This is a genomic window from Anoxynatronum buryatiense, from assembly GCF_900182905.1.
GTDB classification, from domain to species: Bacteria; Bacillota; Clostridia; order Peptostreptococcales; family Tindalliaceae; genus Anoxynatronum; species Anoxynatronum buryatiense.
On the sequence record NZ_FXUF01000014.1, the window covers coordinates 24677 to 43855 of the forward strand.

Annotated in this window: 16 protein-coding genes and 1 pseudogene; 1 reads left to right on the forward strand and 16 read right to left on the reverse strand. The window is 49.9% G+C overall.

The window, feature by feature from the left end; genetic code table 11:
• Positions 1-118: 118 nt before the first annotated feature.
• The 16 genes and pseudogenes from QOL74_RS14725 to tpx all read right to left on the reverse strand — a co-directional run bounded on the left by QOL74_RS14725 (position 119) and on the right by tpx (position 16886).
• A complete protein-coding gene (locus QOL74_RS14725; protein ID WP_283410260.1) occupies positions 119-865 on the reverse strand; it encodes a ZIP family metal transporter in 747 nt (248 codons plus the stop codon).
• Between the two features lie 218 nt (positions 866-1083).
• The gene (locus tag QOL74_RS14730; protein WP_283410261.1) at positions 1084-2328 is read right to left on the reverse strand and encodes a DUF438 domain-containing protein; all 1245 of its coding nucleotides are present in this window, start codon (positions 2326-2328) and stop codon (positions 1084-1086) included.
• Positions 2321-2563 (reverse strand): DUF1858 domain-containing protein, encoded by a 243-nt coding sequence (locus tag QOL74_RS14735; protein WP_283410262.1) that lies wholly within the window; start codon positions 2561-2563, stop codon positions 2321-2323. The genes QOL74_RS14730 and QOL74_RS14735 overlap by 8 nt, the downstream gene beginning before the upstream one ends.
• A 133-nt stretch (positions 2564-2696) precedes the next feature.
• Positions 2697-2888: pseudogene (locus tag QOL74_RS14740) on the reverse strand (SelT/SelW/SelH family protein); the annotation flags it as partial.
• 134 nt (positions 2889-3022) lie between these two features.
• Positions 3023-5098, reverse strand: coding sequence for an ATP-dependent helicase (locus tag QOL74_RS14745; RefSeq protein ID WP_283410264.1), 2076 nt, complete (start codon positions 5096-5098; stop codon positions 3023-3025).
• Between the two features lie 122 nt (positions 5099-5220).
• Positions 5221-5910, reverse strand: a complete 690-nt coding sequence (locus QOL74_RS14750; RefSeq protein ID WP_283410265.1) for a type 1 glutamine amidotransferase — start codon at positions 5908-5910, stop codon at positions 5221-5223.
• A gap of 275 nt (positions 5911-6185) precedes the next feature.
• Positions 6186-6905: a thioredoxin-dependent peroxiredoxin gene (prxU, locus tag QOL74_RS14755; RefSeq protein ID WP_283410266.1), complete on the reverse strand. Its 720-nt coding sequence runs from the start codon at positions 6903-6905 to the stop codon at positions 6186-6188.
• Between the two features lie 238 nt (positions 6906-7143).
• Positions 7144-7728 carry a hypothetical protein gene (locus tag QOL74_RS14760; protein WP_283410267.1) on the reverse strand — a complete coding sequence of 195 codons (585 nt, stop codon included), beginning with the start codon at positions 7726-7728 and terminating at the stop codon, positions 7144-7146.
• 121 nt (positions 7729-7849) lie between these two features.
• Positions 7850-8863 carry a hypothetical protein gene (locus tag QOL74_RS14765; protein ID WP_283410268.1) on the reverse strand — a complete coding sequence of 338 codons (1014 nt, stop codon included), beginning with the start codon at positions 8861-8863 and terminating at the stop codon, positions 7850-7852.
• Positions 8864-8884: 21 nt separating this feature from the next.
• Positions 8885-9508: a metallophosphoesterase gene (locus tag QOL74_RS14770; protein ID WP_283410269.1), complete on the reverse strand. Its 624-nt coding sequence runs from the start codon at positions 9506-9508 to the stop codon at positions 8885-8887.
• Positions 9509-9600: 92 nt separating this feature from the next.
• Positions 9601-10524, reverse strand: coding sequence for a methylenetetrahydrofolate reductase (locus tag QOL74_RS14775; RefSeq protein ID WP_283410270.1), 924 nt, complete (start codon positions 10522-10524; stop codon positions 9601-9603).
• 87 nt (positions 10525-10611) lie between these two features.
• Positions 10612-10836, reverse strand: coding sequence for a MoaD/ThiS family protein (locus tag QOL74_RS14780; protein ID WP_283410271.1), 225 nt, complete (start codon positions 10834-10836; stop codon positions 10612-10614).
• A 146-nt stretch (positions 10837-10982) separates the two neighbouring features.
• A complete protein-coding gene (locus tag QOL74_RS14785) occupies positions 10983-12146 on the reverse strand; it encodes a radical SAM protein (protein WP_283410272.1) in 1164 nt (387 codons plus the stop codon).
• Between the two features lie 116 nt (positions 12147-12262).
• The gene (locus QOL74_RS14790) at positions 12263-14056 is read right to left on the reverse strand and encodes an aldehyde ferredoxin oxidoreductase family protein (protein ID WP_283410273.1); all 1794 of its coding nucleotides are present in this window, start codon (positions 14054-14056) and stop codon (positions 12263-12265) included.
• 271 nt (positions 14057-14327) lie between these two features.
• Positions 14328-16268 (reverse strand): sigma-54-dependent Fis family transcriptional regulator, encoded by a 1941-nt coding sequence (locus QOL74_RS14795; protein ID WP_283410274.1) that lies wholly within the window; start codon positions 16266-16268, stop codon positions 14328-14330.
• Positions 16269-16379: 111 nt separating this feature from the next.
• Positions 16380-16886 (reverse strand): thiol peroxidase, encoded by a 507-nt coding sequence (tpx, locus tag QOL74_RS14800; protein WP_283410275.1) that lies wholly within the window; start codon positions 16884-16886, stop codon positions 16380-16382.
• Between the two features lie 299 nt (positions 16887-17185).
• Here tpx and QOL74_RS14805 point away from each other — a divergent pair, with 299 nt between their 5' ends.
• Positions 17186-19171 carry a molybdopterin-dependent oxidoreductase gene (locus QOL74_RS14805; RefSeq protein ID WP_283410276.1) on the forward strand — a complete coding sequence of 662 codons (1986 nt, stop codon included), beginning with the start codon at positions 17186-17188 and terminating at the stop codon, positions 19169-19171.
• Positions 19172-19179: the final 8 nt, after the last annotated feature.

Sequence of the window (19179 nt, forward strand, 5' to 3'; positions counted from 1 at the left end):
GCTCCTTTGCCTTTGTCTCTTTATCTGCACTTTCTTCTTTTGCCATCGACTGAGGCTGTCCCTGAACGGAGACAGCCTGATGTGATCATACAATCGATTGGTGGTGATTTTGATGCGTTTAAAGCAGGACGAAACCAATCAGCAATCCGGCAATAAGTCCGGCATTGGCCATATGGCTGTGCATGCTGTTGGACTGTGGAATCAGTTCGTCATTGACAATATAAATCATGGCACCGGCGGCAAAAGCCAGGGATCCGGCAATAAAAGCTTCTGAGATCCCAAAAACCAGCAGCCCGATGGCTGTTCCGACGGGAGTCATCAGTCCTGCACCCAGGGTGAACAAAATCACCTTCACATTGGAGAGGCCGCCCGCTCTCAGAGGTCCGGCCACTGCCAATCCTTCAGGAATATTGTGAAGACCAATGGCCAGTGCAATCACCATTCCCAATTCGGGACTGGCTTCCAGCCCGGCACCAATGGCCAGTCCTTCAGGCACATTATGTAACGCAATACCAAGGAAGATCAAATACCCCGTTCGTAATACCGTCTGGTTGTGTACTTGATCTTCATCCACGTTCTCCACTTCCAGATCATCACTTTTTGACATGTGGGCGTGGGGCATGAAGCTGTCCAGCAAGAACATCATACCGCACCCCAGCAGGAAGCCCACCAGTGTTACCAGCATGGAACCCATTTCCAGCGCTTCGGGCATTAGTTCAAAAACTGAAACTGCCACCATGATTCCCCCTGCGAATCCCAGGAGAGCCGCCATGGTTTTTTTACCGGGAGTTCCGAAAAACATGAGAATGATGGCACCCAGCACCGTAGATGTACCGGCAAGAAAACTGTAAATCATACTTTCCATCGTAGTTCACCTCCTGTTTGTCAGCACAAGGGCTGTCATTGATCGCAATGCCACAAAGAGACATCGGCATTCCTTCTCATTTATACCGTCGAAACCCATTTTTATTCAATGTAAGGGTGTTTTTTTCATATGCACAGAAAACAGGCACATCCTTTCGAATATGCCTGTCGAAAATGCTTCATCTACCGGTTGATGAATATTTTGGTTGATGAATGATGTTAGAATTCTTCTGACAACAGCCGTTTTTCACCTGTAATGGCCTGAATCGGCTTGATATTCTGGGTCACTTCCAATGTTCCCAAGTATTCGCCGGCATCGTTTCTCACAGCAAAGTAACGAATATAGATGAAGGCATCTCCCATGGTAATCCAGAAGTCTTCATGATCCTTTCTTCCACTTTTAAAAGCATCCAGAATAGCTTCCACCACATGAACACTGGCCGGCGGATGGCAGTTCTGAACTGTTCGGCCAATCACCGATTTCGTACGGGGGAAAATGCGTTCTGCCGACTGGGAAAAATACTTCACCACATCATCCTGATCAATAAACGTCATGTCAAAGGGGAGTGTATTCAGCATGCGGGTAAGTTCATCCACACTGAAGAATCCGGTTTCCAGTCGAATCATCCCATCATGAGCGGCTTCAGTCAGCGTTTCATTTCCTGTTTGACGGGCAGGCATCCACCGGTCTTCAGGGCTGACAATGCAGTACCCGATTTCTTCGCTGTCTTCAGCGATGGCCAGCCATTCATCTTCTGTGAGAACATCCAGCAGCATGGGCACCATGATGCTTTCTTCCTTAACAATCATGTCCAGTATTTTAGTGGTCATTTCTTCAGCGGCTTTCTTAAGGCTCTCCCCCGTGGTTTCATCAGACTGGAGCAGCACCTTGAACGCCTTGATCATGGCACGAATTTCATCATCAACGCCCCACATCACCTTGGGCGGTGCGGTGATTCCATATTTTTCCATGTAGGGAAAGAAGATGTTTTCTTTGCGGCTGTAATGCTTATCCAGATCCATGAGTAAGTTGATGTGTTCCAGCAGGCCATAACGCTCTTTCACCGTGGGCTGTGTTCCCAGTTTGTGAATCATGGGAAGAATGCTCCCCTTAATGAGGTTCGTCACAGCGAAGTTTTCTTCTTTAAGCACCCTGACAGGGTGTCCCGGCCTTTCTTCTTCCCGGGAGGCTGTGTGTACTTCTTCCACAGAACCCTTAAAGATATCAGCATGAAGGTCACAGAGACGTTGTACTTCTTCAATGGGCATGCCGTCAGCGATGAGTCCTGCTTCCATTTCGGAAATTTCACTGGCAGCCACGCCATCGATGAGACTGGCAAACTGTTGTTGCACCTCTCCGGGATCTTTTCCGTCATGCAGCTGCAAAATGATTTCCTTCAGGATTTTCTGGCGCTCCTGTCGGTTGGATGCCTGTTTTCCCCGGTTGTCGATGTGTTCACTCATTCATCATCGCCCCTTTCACCACTGTGTATCCACTGTCTTCCAGCACTTTTATCACCTGGTTCAACTCAATTCCTCTCATGGCAGCAGCCTTCGGAATAGTCATGACGCGGGCAGCAGTGCGCATCATCACCGGATTGTCGATACTTTCAAACCCCAGTGACTTGAGCACATCCACCAGCTCCGGATGCTCACGGCACAAATCGTATACGCTTTGATCCAATGATAGCATACCCATTTTAATCCACCTCACGCCTTTTTTCTGTTGCTGGATCAATCATATGCTTTCATGTCTTCCCATGCTGTGATTAGAATCACGCCAACACATTAAAAGCTGCCGGTATTCGCCGGCAGCCTTTGATATCAGGTGTTTATGTCAGTTCTTTTCGGATGGTGCTTTCCACTTCATCTTCCTCCGGGAATCGGCCCAGGGATTTTTTGGAAAACAGTAACCGGTCTTCCAGTTTAATTTCAAAAACTCCGCCACCGGAAGGAATCAGCACCAACTCCACAATCTGGTCTTTATGCTCGTTCAGAAGTCGTTCAGCCAGGCCCACGGCCTTTTCAAGATAACCTCAGGCGATGCAATACTCAATACTGATTTTTCGTGTCATCGAAAACCCTCCTTTTTCATTCAAAGCCTTCAGTGTCTATGGGTTTTTCATACCCTGCCAGCTGATCTTTAATCCCCGCAGCTTCATGATGACACTTTTCCCACCAGTACTTTCTGAAGAAAATCGCGGGCTATTTGACGCACCCCGTCATGAAACCGGATTCCCACGCTGGTTTCTGAAACACTGGTCACTTCTCCCGGTCCGAAGGTCTGGTGAATGACTGCCTCCCCCTTGGTGAGAGATGGGAAGTGCCCTGCAAACATCTCCGGCAGTGCATGTCTGACTTCACTGACAAAAAGGCTTTCCTGCAGACTTTCGCGAAAGCAGGACTGGGGGCAGCACAGCCACAGTTCTTTTCTGGCACGGGTCATGGCGACGTACATGAGTCGCCGTTCTTCCTCCAGCTGGCTTTGATCGCCTTTTTCCAGAGCAGTTTTCACACTTCCCGGAGCCGGAAATGTGTGAGCTGCCACATCCAATACGGCCACACAATCATATTCCAGCCCTTTCGCCCCATGAACTGTACTCAGGGTGACTCTGGGAGTTGTCTGGTTATCCGATATCTGAACAGGATCATTGCCCCTTTTACCGGTATCCAGCAACTGTTGACGCAATTGCAAAGGCTGGTGGATTGACCGGCTGAGCCAGTGAATCATTTCAAGGAGCTGAAAAGCCGTTTCCCTTGAAATCTGTTTTTTTCGTTCCAGATACTGGCCATAGCCCAGTTGATCCACCAAAAAGGGAATGATGCCTTCACCGGTTTGCCGGGTGAGAGATTTCAGATTTCTGGCCAGCTCTTTCACCGACTTCTGCCGGTAGTGTTCCGACAGCAGCGGTGACTGGCACAGGTGATTGAGCAACGGCTTTTCCTTCTCTGCAGGATGTTGCTTCAGCCAGGCGATCATTTGCTTGGAGACGTAGCCGTTCAACTTGTAATATATTTTTTCAAACAGTTCCAGGTTGTGGGGTGCATGGGCAAAGTCAATGATGTGCAGCAGATCCTGGGTCAGCCAGTGGGAGTAAAATGTCATTTTCAAATCCCTTGATCGAAAGGAAATCCCTGCTTCATGCAGGGCATCTGCCAAAACCACCGCCGATAGATTGTTGCGGTATAAAAGGCCCACGCTCGCTGTCTCCTGTTGCAGCCACTGTGTTACTTTGGTGATGATCCCTTCCAGCTGTTGCTTGCCATCGGCAAAGGAACGGATCTCCAACTGACCGCCACTCCCCGCCTGACTGATAGCTTCTTTGGCATACCGCTGCCGATTCAGCCGAATCACCCCATTACTGGCCGTCACCAGCTCTTGGGGGCATCGGTAGTTCTGGTCCATCACATAAACAGCCGCTTCCGGGTAAAGGGTGGGGAAATCCAGCAGCAGCCGGGGCGAAGATCCCCTGAAACTGTAAATCATCTGATCATCATCCCCCACACAGAAAAGCTGATTTTCGGGTGCTGTCAATAATCGGATAATCTCCCACTGAATCGGTGAAGTATCTTGAAATTCATCCACCTGCCAATACAAGTAGCGGTTTTGATATTGTTTCAGAAGCGTGGGGTTCCGGGAGAAAACCTCCCATGTAACCACCAGCAGATCGTCATAATCCAGCCAGTGATTGGCTTTTTTATAGCTTTCATACCGCAGATAAATATCCCGAAAACGCTTCACTGCACCGTTCAACGATTCCAGCTCATTCTCGGGAATCATTTTATTTTTCACCAGGCTGATCTGCTGTAACAGTTCTTCCATTTCATCTTCGCCAGGGAAAGTCTGGTTGATCTGCCGGTAAATGGCACGGAGAATCCGTGGTTTGTAGAGCTGCTGCCGCCGGTCTTCGATTAGATGAATGTGTCGGTTTTCAAGCCGATAGGCCCGGGACACCACCTGATAAGCCAGGGAATGGATGGTGGAAAACCGTACCTGATTGCTGCCGGAAAGGTGCCCAAAGAGCTGCTGAAACCTGGCAGCCATATCCCGTGCTGATGCCCTGGAGAAGGTAAGGTTACAAATGGCTGCCGGATTCACCTGGTGTGCCGTCATCAAGTGGGCAATACGACTGCACATCACGGTGGTTTTACCTGCTCCGGCCACGGCCAACACAATGGCAGGGCCATCATGGTGTCTGGCCGCCGCCTGCTGTTGTGGATTGAGTGGAATCAAAAAATCACCTGCCTGTTCCTTTGCCTGAAAGCGGCTTGATATCGTCTGAAAAACACCTGAAAAAGCCCGAGCAGATTCCCCTCAGGCGAAAAACAGACGATCCATTGTTGTGGATATCATGCCTACTGATTGATAAAGTTCACGAACAACCTGCGATTTTGCCTGAAGCGCTGTTCATCTTCCAGCTGGTCGATGAAGTGCGCCTCAAAATGCGGGTCTTTTGTTTTGAGGACATCAAAAATCTCCTGACTGGAGGCCAGGTCGTATTCCGGATGAAACTGCACGCCCCAAATGGGCTGTTCATCATACTGAAAAGCATGAACAGGGCATCTTTCCGATACTGCCAGCAACTGAAATTTTTCGGGCAATGCGAAGGCTTCATCGTAATGAGACAACACAAACACCGGATTTTCAAGCCCCTCAAAAAGTGGGTTGGCAGGCAGTTGAATGTTGGCCCATCCAAATTCCGGCTTTGGTGCCACTCTCAGGTATTCTTTTCCTGCCAATAGCCGCACCAGCAGCTGATGACCGTAGCAAATCCCCAGCACAGGTTTTCGGTTTTCCTGGCAATGCGCCAGTACAGCGGCCATGGGGGTTTCCCACCCATAATCCTCCATGGGTGATGCTTCCGATCCCGAAAGGATCAGACGGCTGAAAGGCGAAAGGTCTTCCAACAGCTCCGTCACTTCCTTTTCGCCACGGACCCGAAGGAAATGGACCGGTTCACCGGTTTCTTCCAGCTGATTGCAGATGACCCGATCAAAGGTTGCGGCAAAAACATCATCAAGAAAAAAGTTCAGCACCAGTACCATATGCATTCCTCCAGTAATTGGGTTTTTCATCATCGACAGATTTTTTCATGCATTGTTTCATCAAGTATAGCATATTTTTCCCATGCCGGCAGCTGGTTTCTGGCACCCCCGTCCCCCGCTGTATCAGGGGTGCTGTTTTTATGCACCGATGACAGAACAGCCGCCACCCGTGAAGACATTTCAAATGATCAACAAAAAACCTCCCTAAGGCCAGTTTATCGGCCTGTAAACAGGGAGGTTGGTGTTTTTCGATTCGCCTCTAATCGTCTTTACTTCTATTCGTCGAAGGCTTCACTGACCTTCCATTCTTTCCAGACATTGCCCACCAAGCCAGGACCAGGTTTCAATGTCGCTTTGCCCGGTTTCCATCCTGAGGGAGTTGCCTCGGTGCCGTTGCTGGCTCTCACCAGTTGGTACGCCTGAACCTGACGAATGCTTTCGCTGACATTTCTTCCCACCGGCGGTGTCAATACTTCAAAGCCTTGTATCACACCATCCGGGTCAATGATGAAGCGGCCACGGGTTTCCACACCACCATCTTCATCGTAAATTCCATACATTTTTCCAATTCTGCCATCCTGATCTGAGCACATGGGGAAGGGAATATCCTTGCCGATCATTTTGGAGAGCTCAGTGTCATTCCACATTTTATGAACAAACACACTATCCACACTCATGGAGAGTACCTGAACATCCATCTCTTTCAAAACAGGGTTTTTTTCAGCAACTGCTGAAACTTCGGTGGCTCAGACGAAGGTAAAATCACCGGGATAAAAGCAGAGCAAGACCCACTTTCCCCTATATTCGGAAAGATCCACATTTACAAATTTTCCTTCAAAAAAAGCAGGAGCAGAGAATTCCGGAGCTGGTTTTCCAACTTTAACCATTGTTTGAACTTCCTCCTTTTCGGGTTGATCTATCGCCGTTGTTTCTGGTGACACACTCTTTTTCGTGAGTTCCGGTCGCTTGCATCCTGGCTTGAATTCTTCGGGCAAATCGACACCTCCTCATATTGATGAACGTTGATTTGATTGCATTCATATTAAAAATGCAATCATTACACTCATTGATTATCATTATACACCTATTGATGGATCAAATGCAATCCTTTTTGGAGATATATTTATCTTGATATGAATAGGTACACCCTTTTGCTTGATGGCATTAAAAAACTCCGGGAAACAGTTATGTTCTGTTCCCGGAGCCGTATGCACACCGTGGTGTCCAATGATTTTAGTTTTCGCTGTTTACCCATGCATCAAATTTTTCCATTACCCGGTCATAGGTTTTTTGTGAGATTTCAGGTAAACCTCCCAGTGCTTTCTCAGCTTCCTTAAATCCCTGAATGATGGCGTCCCGAAGAAGTTCTGCCTTCTCTTTATCGCCACCGGAAAGAGCTATGGCAAAGTCAACGATGCGATCACTGGTTTTTTCAACACCATATTCTCCGTCAGGACCCAGCATGGCTTCAAGTTCAGCCCTTGCTTCGTTATCAATATTAACTGGTTCTCCATCCTGTTTCAGGCGATCTGCAGACATTCCCTGGCGTTCCAACATGCGGATGACCAGTTCACGCAGCTGTTGATGTGCCCGGTTGCTTTCGTCCATCAGCCGTTGAATCGACTGTTCATCACGAACAGGTGCCGGTTTTTCATAGGTTGCCTTGGTTTCCGGTTCGCCTTTGATCAGCTGGTCTTTGACAACGCCCGCTTCTTTTTCCTGTGCCTTTTCTGCCTTAGTTTCCCGACTCCCTTCGTGCTTCTTCTGATTTAAGGCCGCCGCTTCATAGGCCGCCTGGGACCGATCTGTCACTTTCATCAGAAAACGCCTCCTTTCATAAAGGTTATCGGCAATTCTCCCTGAATTTAAAGCTTTTTTTCTTAAACATCTCTTCGACATCATCCTGTTTCAATGGCGATTCTGCCTGTCAACTGAAATCCTATCTCGATGACTGAAGGTCTGTTTCCAATCGGTATAACCGCTCCCGTTCCTTACCGGTCAGCTTTTCCAGTAGTTCCTGGCGACGGTACTGGCCTTCTTCTTTTTTATTCCTTTTTTCAGACATACGATGCTTTTCTTTTTGGGTGTCAGTCCAGCCAACTTTTCTGTTTCGGTAATAAAGATCAAAATCTGCCAGACGCTTGCCCTCATCATCATATTCCAATCCCATGAGTATTTTTTTAATGGCCTCCGGCGGCAGGAAACTGAAAAGGCGCACCTGATAGGCCATCACCGCCAGCAGGGTAAGGGCGTGGTCCCGCGTCCAGCTTTCTCCCAGAATAAACCCCAGCTCCAGTGCAGCAATCACGTGAATGAGCCGGTGGTAATGCAACTCATACTGTCCCCGGTTATCATAAAGATTGATGCGGTATTCATACCATGATCCATCTTTCAGCGTATGGGTGATATACAGCAGTGCTTCCCTGCGCAGCTGGGCATAGCAGTCATGGAGGGGTTGGTCGATGAGGAGCTGTCGGGGGTAAACGGCCTGTTCTCCCAGCGCCTGGTGCAGCCGGTGAGTGGTGAGTCCCAGCAGGGTTTGGTCTTTTTCTCCCAGCCGAACCCCTTCGTGCCAAGACACTGTCTGCGCCTGATAGTCTTTTGCCAGTGCGTCCAGCACGGCTTCTTCATGTTCCGGAACCCGCATGAGCAGAATGCGGGGGCCCATATCCACCCGTTCGATGATGCTGCTGAGCCCTTCATTGATGATTTGACTGAGCACTGCCGTCCCGCTGCCCTGGGCCAGCAGGATTCCGTGAGCATCGTCAGGGTCTGTGATTTCAAGACCAGTGGGTGTCACAAAAATAAGGCAGGTGTTTTCATCCGACTCCCGCTGGCCTTCATCCAGAGATACCCGGCGCAGGTGCAGCTTCTGAGACAACTGGCGGCAGGTGTCTTCGGGAGATGCCGCACGCAAAAACAATAGCCTTGTTCCAATGCGCAAATAGACCATTTTCATGCCTCCCTGATCTGTTTATAGCCCCGTGGGATTCCGGTCCATTTTCCGGAATTTATTCGTGCCTGGCGGGTATTCCAGATGGTAGACCTGCCAGGTTTCCACATCGATCACATGAATGTGCAACAAACCATTGAGAAGTATTCTGGTGTCTTCTTCCCTGCTGGCCGGCTGAAACTGATGGCCGAAACAATAATACCCCGGTTCTTCCCGCTGGTTTTCAAGGATATGCATCAAATGAAATCTTTTTCCATATAGCTGAATGGTGCGATCTTTCAGAGCTTCCCCGGGAAACAGTTTCATTAGCGTGGGAAGGTCGTCGTGGTTTCCCGGTGACACATGAAGTTGAGCGCCACTGATTTTCACCAGTTGATTCAGAAATGGCACCACAGACTGCTGGTACTGACTCAGCTGGCTGTTCTGCTTTTCTATTTTATAGTTGTCTGCCACATCTCCTGTATGAAGGATATGCGCCGGCTTAATGAGGGTCACCAACTGATAGAGAAATGGATAGATTTCTGCCGGTGTGTCACTCATATGTAAGATCAGCGGTCCCCGGGTAGCAGCCAGTTCAGGGGGAATAAAGGCACGGTCAAACAGGCTGTACATGGCTGATTTAAATCGATTGGCGTAAATTCCCATTCTCAGGTTCCTTTCATCATCTGCCCACTTCCCGCGAGCCTGACGCGCTGAATACACCAATCCTTTTAACGATTCTCATATGATCAGCGCATTCAACGATTCATGATCTGTTTGATGTCCCTGGCCAGCTGAATGGAGGCTTCAATCTCCACCCGGTTCACCGAGACACTCTCCACATTGCATCCAATAGGGATTCCCTTTTCACGGCCAAACTCCTGGAGTTCAACAAAGGCCTGCCGGGACAGGTGAATGGAACGGTCCAGAATATCACTGCTATAACAAAGCTCATTTTCAAGCCAGCGGGGAATATTCACTCCCAGCCATTTCATAAAAGCAAGTGTTTTCAAGGATCCACAGGGTGTCAGGGTGAGCACCACCGGCATCAGGGGAAGGCTTTCACTGCGGCAGTGATAGTAGTAGTCCGACAAAAAATTCTTGGAGGCCTCCACGTTATACACCGCCTGGGTGACAAAGTAGCTGCAGCCTTTCTGCTGTTTGCTGACCACCCGCAGGTGTTCATCTGATTTAAGAAGATGGCGCTCCGGAATAGCCACGCCGCCCAGCAAAAAGGCATCATTTTTCGATACCAACTGATAGGCCTGGGCCAAAGACATGGACACCGCCTGGCTGGAAGAAGCTGCCCCAACAAAAACCGAATAGCGGGTGGCCGTTCCCTTGCCTTCGATCCACTGTTTCAGGACTTCCGGCGGGTACTTCCCCACACACCGGTAGATGATATGGGGGATAGCAAGATCTGCCAGGTATGCCTGGCTGTATTCCTGAGGATCAAGGGTTTTCATGAAAGGAAAGGGTCTGGCTTCTGTTACCCGTTCTTTTTCGTCCTGAATGTCGTATAAAATGAGGGCGTCTATGTCAATCCCCTGAATCCGGTCCACCTGACGACGGGCAATTTCACGGAGTTTCTCCTCCGGCTGTCCTGCTTTTGGGGGCGTGATGCCATAAGTGAGAATTCCCGGTTGCCGCTGGCGTATTTTATCTTTTAACTGATCTGTCATGTGCCTGCTCCCTTCCTTTCCAATGTTAAAAACCGGCAGCGTCACCCTTTGGATGCTCTGCCGGCGCTACTATTTTTCAAAATGGCTTCAGCCGCCTCCCACAGGCGGAAAAATGGAAACAACATCCTCCGGTTCAAGGGGGTTGTCCAGGTGTCCATCCCGTCCGTTAACAAGCAAAATGGCCACTTCTTCTTCCGGGATCGTCAGCTGGTCAATAATCTGGCGGCAAGTCATTCCTTCGGGCCCTTCCACCAACATTTCCTTATCCCGACCCTCTCGAAGGGTGGCAAACAAACGCACTTTTATCTTCATCTGCTTCACCTCGTCAGCGTGATATACATATCATTATACCCGTTTTTCCTCCATTGTCACGTCTAACTCTATTTCTGCCGAAATCCACTATTGCCGCACCCTCGCCAGCATTCTCTTCAGGGTCAATATTGAGAAACAGCACCAGTTTATGGACACATGACGAAACGCCTGGCCCACAGGCAGTCAGCACAGGTGGGTTGAACACCGTAACAGTCTTCCTTCGTTTCTGTGGCGTACTCACAGCCTTCCACCAGATCACAATCCATACAGGAGGGATAGAAGTTGCAGTGAATCTGGTACCTGAACCGTTGGTAATCAACACTGTTCCAGATTTCAAGCAACTTTTTTTCTTTCAGACTGCCGAAACTATGTTTGGTCACCTGTTTTTTGCGGCCAAACACGTATTCTTCATAGGGATGTGAGAAACGGTAACAGGGAACCACATCGCCCCCGGCTGTGATATACGTGGTCACATCTTCAATGAAAGCGCAGGCCCTTTCTGTTTTTAGCACCGCCTGGGGAAACTGGACGGTGACAGTTTTTCGATGGGAGTACATGCGGATCTTATGAAACAGCAACTGAGTTTCGTGGGATGTCAGACCGGCAAATCCGTACAAATACTGATGTTTGTTTTCTTCTGTTTGTGGAATCAGATGTGACAGGATGAGTTTGCCGCAACCCAGCTCATGGGCCAGATCCAGTACTGCATAAATCTGATCAATGTTCTGGCGGGAAGCCACAAACTGAAGACTGATGCGGGGCCAGGCAGTATCCAGTTCACTCTTGCGTTGTTGCAGGCGCCGGATGCCTTCTGCCACCACATCCACACTGATCCCCCGTATGGCTTCAAAGGCTTTCCCCACCCCGTCGACAGAGATGGTGATTTCCTGCACACGGCCCACCAGAGCATCCACCATGGCCGCTGACATCATGGTACCGTTGGATGTAATATGCAGCGGATACTGGCTGAACCGTTCCAGTATTTCCAGTATTTGAGGGTGGTACAGGGGTTCTCCGATCCCCCCCAGCACCAGCTTTTTGATCCCCTTCACTTCTTTCAGACTCGCTTCCACCTTTTTTAGGACGTCTTCACTCATATCCAGATTGAACTGGTCTTCATCCCAACTCTTGCGGTAGCAAATGGCGCAATTCAAATTGCACCGGTCGGTCAACTCCAGATAGATTTTATGAATTTCATCGCCGGGCAGCAAATGTGCCCGATATCCCAGTTCCAGCAGGTGGGTCCGGTCTTTCAGGTTGTCTTCATAAAGGTATTCATGAATAAGGGTTTCATGGGACTTGGTTTCCATGGGACAACTCCTTCGGTTGTGAAAAAGAGCTCCCAGGGGAAGCTCTTTTTCAAGATGCATTAAATCAGAAGTCGATGTTCATCAACAGCAGGGGAACAGGATTCTTTTCCTGGATGTTAAATCCCCAGTTCATCCAATTTTGCCTGAGTGGGCACGCCTTCAGCATCCCATCCACGCACATCATAATACTTGGGCAACAGAACACCCAGCTGCGAAAGGCTTCCTTTTGACGGGCCTTCTGCAATGGGATCTTCCAAAAGGCGCTTCGGCAGCGTATCGTCCGCTTTGCCAAGACCACTGTTAATGTTAAAGAGTTTTTCCATGTTCCAGATTCTGTCGCCGGCGGCCAGAAGACTGGCGGCGTCAAAGTCGGTGCCGGTAACGGCATTCATCATATCAGCATAGTCATCTGCATTCATGGCAAAGGAGGTGAAGAGGCACATGCCTGAGGAATCAATGGCTGCTGTCAGATCCTGGAAGATTTTTACCCATTCCGGCTTGCCGGCCAGGTCAAAGCGATCCAGTTTTTCAGGAAGCGCCAAAATTTCCGGTGAGATCAAATATGCCCGCACGTGGCAGCCGCCCCGGTTTGAAGTGGCATAGGCCAAGCCTTGACCCTGGATGGCCCGGGGATCATAGGCCGGCAGCTCCTGCTTCTTAACACTCATGGAAAGCTCCGGTGCGCCGTACATCTCTCCCAAACGATAGGAGCCTTCGGCCATTTTATCCCCCAGGCCTTCCCGAACACCCATCCGCTTGGTCCATTCAATGACCGCTTCCGCATTCCCAAACTCAAGGGAAAGCCCATCAAGTTCATCGTCTTTAATAAGCCCTTTCTGGTAGAGCTCCATGGCTGCTGCGATGGTGGCAGAGGCAGAGATGGTATCCAGACCCACCTCATTACACCAGTAGTTGGCTTTAATGACTGACTTCAGGTCGGAAACGCCGCAGTCGGCCCCAAAGCCCCAAATGGTTTCGTATTCAGGCCCGCCGCCTTCGATGTCGTCCACTTTACAGTGACGCCCACAGGCGATGGGACATCCATAACATCCAACACGTTTCACCAGGTATTTTTCAGCCAGCGCTTCGCCACTGATCTCTTCTGCCAGAGCAAAGGTGGACTGCTGGAAATTATTGGCTGGAAATACGCCGTTTTCATTGATGATGTTAACCAATACAGCGGTACCGTAGGTGGGAAGCCCCTGGCCGGTGACACCATTTTCGCGGATCTTTTCGTTAACCCGTTTCACCACTTCTTTCAGTTTGTCAGGATCTGCCACTGCCGGTTTGCCGGAACCCTTCACCACAACTGCTTTCAGATTCTTGGAACCCATGACGGCACCCACACCGGAACGGCCGGCAGCACGGTCAATGTCGTTCATCACAGCAGCTATACGGGAGAGCTTTTCGCCGCCTGGGCCAATGTTCAGAACTTTCGCCTTTTCATTGTTTTCCTTCAGCAGCATTTCGGTGGTTTCACTGGTCATTTTTCCCCACAGGTGAGAGGCATCTTTAAGGGTCACTTCATCATCTACTATATTGATGTAGACAGGCTTTTCAGATTTCCCCTCAACAATGATCATGTCATAGCCGGCAAATTTCAACTCTGCCCCCCAGCGTCCGCCGGAGTTGGAAGAAGCAATGGTGCCGGTTAGGGGTGATTTGGTGATAACCATATACCGACCACCGGTGGGTACTGTCTGAACACCACTAAGGGGACCAGCGGCAATGATCAGTTTGTTTTGCGGATCAAAGGGCTCTATTTTGTTATCCACTTCATCTGAGAAAATCTTCTCTGCCAAACCGCGGCCACCCACATATTTCTTGGCCAACTCCAGATCCAGCGCCTCTTTTTTAATATCGCCGGTGGTGAGATTAATGCGTAAAATAGTTCCACAGTATCCGTACATACATTTTCTCCTCCTTCACACGTTTCTTTGGGATTCTTCTTTCAGAGACAAACTAAGAGCACCTGCTCCACTAAATGATGTGCAAGTTACATGCCAACCATCTGCTGTTTTCACTATATTTTTAATAGTTCTTCTTAGTCTCTCTTTTTCCCTGTTTTCCAACAAAGAAGGAGCCTGGACTTTCAGGCTCCTTCTTTGTTGCTGATTAAGCTAATATGGGTATGTTCTGTTTCGGATCAATATCCAGGCTTTGTAAGTGTTCCAAAGTTGATCACTGTTTCGTTTTAGAACAGTCGATCTGGTACTTTTTCGCCTTGCGATAAAAGGTGTTTCGTCCAATCCCCAATGCCTCTGCTGCGAGAGATACATTCCCGTTATAGCTTTGATACACTCGTTCGATGTGTCGTCTTTCCATTTCTTCCAAACATTCGATCTCATTTTCCTGTGGTGTTGTTTCCAGGTCTCCTGAAATTATCTGACAGTCCTGTTCCCATAATCTGCAGGTGTTCAGGTTAATGATTTGTTCCACAGCGTTTTCCAGTTCACGAATATTTCCCGGCCAGTGGTAGTCTGTCAGTCGGCGAATCTGGTCACGGCTGAGCATCACCGGGTTTTTCCCCAGTTTCATGGATTTGACAGTGATGAAATAATCCACCAGCAGGCTGATATCATCTTTACGTTCGCGCAGGGGCATCAACTCCAGGGGCACCACATTCAACCGGTAGTACAGATCTCTTCGAAAGTTTCCCTTTTCAACCTCTGTTCGCAGGTCTTTGTTGGTGGCCGCGATAATGCGAACATCCACGTCAATTTCCTTGTTGCCGCCCACCCGGAACAGTTTGCCTGTTTCCAGCACCCGCAATAAATTTGTCTGCATGTCATAGGGCATTTCGCCAATCTCATCCAGAAAAAGAGTGCCTCCGTCTGCCCACTCAAATTTGCCCATCTGCCCGCCTCGCTTGGCTCCGGTAAAGGCTCCGTCTTCGTAACCAAAGAGTTCTGATTCAATGAGATTTCGTGGCAGCGCACCACAGTTGATGGCCACAAAAGCTTCATCCCGCCGATCGCTGGCATTATGAATGGCCTGGGCAAATACCTCTTTCCCCACACCGCTTTCACCCGTGATAAGAACCGTCGAAGGGCTGTCACTCACCCGATGGGCATAATCAATGAGTTTTAAAAACTGCTGGTTGCGGCCCACAATTTTATCGAAGGTGTAGACCGCCCGGCTTCCCGCCATTTTATGAGCTATTTTCCGCAGCCTGCGGGCTTCCTTGATGACACAGACTACGCCCTGATGCTCCCCATCTCGGTATTCCACCGGGTAAGTGCTGAAAGTACAGTGAATCCGTCCGTTTTTTCCATTGGCATCAATTTCTTCTTCCATATAATTGATGCCTTTTTCAAGATTTTGCTGGATATTCTCCCAGTTGTCCACCACACTGGCAATATGAAGCCCCCTGATTTCTTCCGGTTTGTAACCCAGCATTTCACTGGCAGTTTTGTTCATGGTTTTGATATAGCCCCGGGGCCCCACTGTAAATATACCGGAAGTAATGGCATCGATGATGGTGCTGATGGAGTTCCGGGCCAACTCCAGTTTCTGATTGGCCTGCCGAATGGTCAGCATCTGTTCAATGGCGTTGACGGCGGCCACCACCATTCCCAGCGTGTGGGAATGCACCAGGTGACTGCGGCCGGTAAGATCCAGCGTGCCAATCATGCGTCCTTTGGGGTCATGAATGGGAGCGGCCGAACAAGTCCACCGGTGATATGCCGTGACATAGTGCTCATCGCCATCTACCTGTACCGGGATTTTTTCTGCCAGGGCAGTGCCCATGGCGTTGGTTCCAATATGACGTTCATGCATGTAGGCTCCCGGATTCATTTCCAGTCTGGCCGCTTCCCGCAGCACTTCCTCATCTCCCTGAATGTCAAGAATGCAGCCTTCCCAGTCTGTCAGAATGGCAAAAAAACCAGAACCACGAACGAAATCGCACAGCTGCTGAAGAAAGGGCATGGCGGTTTCAATCAACTCCCGGTTCTCTTCCATTTTTTCCCGAAGCGCTTCTCCCCGAAGGATTTTTGAGCTGTAAATCCGCCCCAGCTCCACGCCATATTCCTGACTGCGAACGTGCGAACGGGTGATATAATCCTTGACCGCCTGTTCCTGTTTAAATTCACGCAGTTCCGACATAGCTGTCTGGCTCATTTTCTTTCATCCCCTTTTCATTCACCGCTTCCCTGTCTTCCCTTTTATGTGACCTTCGTGCGGACTACCACCATCACCAATACCCGCCGTTCCATCAATGAGATTGCAATATCAACCTGTGATGGAGGCCAGCGCCCTGTCATAGTCTGGGTGGTTGGTCACTTCCGGCACAATTTCGGCATAACGCACCACTCCCGATTCATCAATCATCACCACACCGCGGGCCAGCAGGCGCAGTTCCTCGATCAGGTAGCCAAATTTCAAACCAAAGTCAGCATCTTTGTGGTCTGACAGCACCAACGAGTTCTCAATTCCCCTGTCGGCGCAATACCGGCTCAGGGCAAAGGGAAGATCCATGCTGATACTAACCACCACGGCATTTTCCAGCTTCGCTGCCTCTTCGTTGAAACGTATGGTCTGCAGATCGCAAACCGATGTATCGATGGAAGGCGCCACGCTGATCAATACTTTCTTTCCCTTTAACTCACTGAGTTGGAAAGGTTTCATATCCCGGGTCACGGCTGTAAAATCAGGTGCCGGGGCACCTTCCTTCACCGGACTACCCACCAGTGTCATGGGATTGCCCTTCATTGTGATGATACCTTTTCTTTTTTCCATTGATAAACCTCCTTATTCGTAATCGCTCCCGACATCCTTCGTGAATGACTTGTTTAAACAAATTCGATGATCCTTCACCCACCGGTGAAACCGGTATCATCTTTGCTATTCATACCCAAAACTTAGCAGTTGCAACGGTCATTGAATCATTCGCCAGGCTTCATCTCATCACGGCAATCCGTTTACCCCTTACCCTCATCAGCATCCCGGCAGCTTCGTTGCCATTACCCTGCTATTGCCTTTTGCTTCAACCCAGCTATAATAAAAGTAACCTCGCACTTGATGAAAGGATGATATGAATGCCTATTTTTCAAAGCGCTTGTTCTTTAGATTGCTGGGATGTCTGCAGCATGAAGGTCACTGTGGAAAATAACCAGGTTCTTCAGGTAACTGGCGATCCCCGCGACCGCATCACCCAGGGATTTTTGTGCCAAAAAGGCGGGGCCATCGCTGAACGGTTTCAGCACCCTGACCGGCTAAAACATCCCATGAAGCGCCACGGAGAATCATGGGAAACAATTTCCTGGACACAGGCACTGGACGAAATTTCCCTGAAGCTGAAACAACTGCTGGCAGATCACGGCCCCACTGCCATGATTCATTACAGCGAGGGCGGCCATGGCGGCCTCTCCAAAAATATTGACACAGCCTTTTTCAACGCATTGGGAGGCGTCACCACCCCTGTGGGCAGCCTGTGCCTGGGGGCAGGCATGGCGGCCCAGAAACTGGATTTCGGAAACAGCTACAGCCATCCTCCGGAAGATCTGACCAATTCCCACTGCCTGGTGCTCTGGGGGCGCAACCCCGCCGCTACGAATATTCATTTAGTCCCTTTTATTAAAAAGCTGAGAGAACGGCAAGTGCCTGTCTTTCTCATTGATCCGGTGAAGAGCGCCAGCGCTTCCCTGGCTGATGAGCATTTGGCACTGCGCCCCGGCAGTGACGGTCATCTGGCCCTGGCCCTGGCCAAACTGCTGAAGGAAAAGCAATTGCTGGATATGAGTTATCTCCGCCGGCATTGCCAGGGAGCCGGTGCTTTCCTTGATCAACTGGAACAGTTTTCCATGGAAAGCCTGATCGTGGCCACCGGACTCAATATTGATCAGGTTCACCGTCTTGCCGACACCTACGGCCAGGCACCATCTGCTGCCATTTACCTGGGTTATGGCGTTCAGCGAAATCGGTTTGGGGGCCGCAATGTGCGCCTCATCGATGCCCTGGGAGCCATCACCGGCAATCTGGGAGTACCCGGCGGCGGCGTCAATTACGCTCACCGGCACACCAGCCAGTGGATTGACCATGACTATCTGGAAAACACTCCGGCAACAACTGGCCGCACCTTTCCCCGAAGCCGGTTTGCTGCTTTTATCAACAGCCATCCTTCACCAGCGGTTCAGGGTATCCTGGTGACCAGGGGCAATCCCGTTGTTCAGCTGCCTGACACCAACGCCACCCTGGCGGCCTTTCGGCAGATTCCTTTCAAAGTGGTCATTGATCATTTTATGACCGATACCGCCCAGCAGGCTGATTACGTGTTGCCCGCCACCATGATTCTGGAAGAATCTGACGTGGTGTTCGGTTCCATGTGGCATAACCAGCTTACCTGGACTGAGCAGGCCGTTACGCCTCCAGCAGATGTGCGCCATGAGTTCACCATTTTTCACGAACTGGCTCGCCGGCTGGAACTGAAGGATTTTTTGGATCGATACCCAAATGTGGATACCTACCTTTCCACCGCCGTGGCTCCTTTGTGCCGCTACCTGAACATACCCCCGGATGATCTCAAAGGAAAACGCATCACCGTTCCCGGAAGAGAACTGCCCTGGGACAAAGGTGTTTTTGAAACACAATCGGGCCTGTTTGAGTTCCTGAAACCAGAAGATCCAGATGCATTCTTTCTGGCTTCCCCCCACCAGCCCGACTATCCCTACCATTTACTGACAGTTCACGCTTCCAGTTCACTTCACACCCAGCACCTGCGCACGCAACCCGCTCACCAACTCCCTGAAGTGCGTATTCACCCCAACACCGCAGAAACTAATGGCGTTATTGAGGGTGCCAACCTCTATCTGGAATCTGCCAACGGATCACTGGCGGTTCGTTTTCGACTGGATGACCGGGTACGTCATGACACCATGGTGATGAATCAGGGCAGCTGGTTACGCCAGGGAGCTGTGAACCATCTGACAGATGCAGGTTTGTCAGATCTTGGCATGCAGGCCATCTACTATGACTGCCGCTGCCGCATTGTCAAAACACCCGCTCCACAGCCTGTCTCTTTTTGATGAAGCGG

What these genes read in the sequence shown, in the direction of transcription:
- QOL74_RS14785 (WP_283410272.1), bottom strand. Translation starts at nt 12,146, where the DNA reads ATGGAAACCAAGTCCCATGAAACCCTTATTCATGAATACCTTTATGAA.
- QOL74_RS14780 (WP_283410271.1), bottom strand. Translation starts at nt 10,836, where the DNA reads ATGAAGATAAAAGTGCGTTTGTTTGCCACCCTTCGAGAGGGTCGGGAT.
- QOL74_RS14725 (WP_283410260.1), bottom strand. Translation starts at nt 865, where the DNA reads ATGGAAAGTATGATTTACAGTTTTCTTGCCGGTACATCTACGGTGCTG.
- QOL74_RS14795 (WP_283410274.1), bottom strand. Translation starts at nt 16,268, where the DNA reads ATGAGCCAGACAGCTATGTCGGAACTGCGTGAATTTAAACAGGAACAG.
- QOL74_RS14790 (WP_283410273.1), bottom strand. Translation starts at nt 14,056, where the DNA reads ATGTACGGATACTGTGGAACTATTTTACGCATTAATCTCACCACCGGC.
- QOL74_RS14760 (WP_283410267.1), bottom strand. Translation starts at nt 7,728, where the DNA reads ATGAAAGTGACAGATCGGTCCCAGGCGGCCTATGAAGCGGCGGCCTTA.
- QOL74_RS14735 (WP_283410262.1), bottom strand. Translation starts at nt 2,563, where the DNA reads ATGGGTATGCTATCATTGGATCAAAGCGTATACGATTTGTGCCGTGAG.
- QOL74_RS14730 (WP_283410261.1), bottom strand. Translation starts at nt 2,328, where the DNA reads ATGAGTGAACACATCGACAACCGGGGAAAACAGGCATCCAACCGACAG.
- QOL74_RS14750 (WP_283410265.1), bottom strand. Translation starts at nt 5,910, where the DNA reads ATGGTACTGGTGCTGAACTTTTTTCTTGATGATGTTTTTGCCGCAACC.
- QOL74_RS14775 (WP_283410270.1), bottom strand. Translation starts at nt 10,524, where the DNA reads ATGACAGATCAGTTAAAAGATAAAATACGCCAGCGGCAACCGGGAATT.
- QOL74_RS14770 (WP_283410269.1), bottom strand. Translation starts at nt 9,508, where the DNA reads ATGGGAATTTACGCCAATCGATTTAAATCAGCCATGTACAGCCTGTTT.
- tpx (WP_283410275.1), bottom strand. Translation starts at nt 16,886, where the DNA reads ATGGAAAAAAGAAAAGGTATCATCACAATGAAGGGCAATCCCATGACA.
- QOL74_RS14765 (WP_283410268.1), bottom strand. Translation starts at nt 8,863, where the DNA reads ATGGTCTATTTGCGCATTGGAACAAGGCTATTGTTTTTGCGTGCGGCA.
- QOL74_RS14805 (WP_283410276.1), top strand. Translation starts at nt 17,186, where the DNA reads ATGCCTATTTTTCAAAGCGCTTGTTCTTTAGATTGCTGGGATGTCTGC.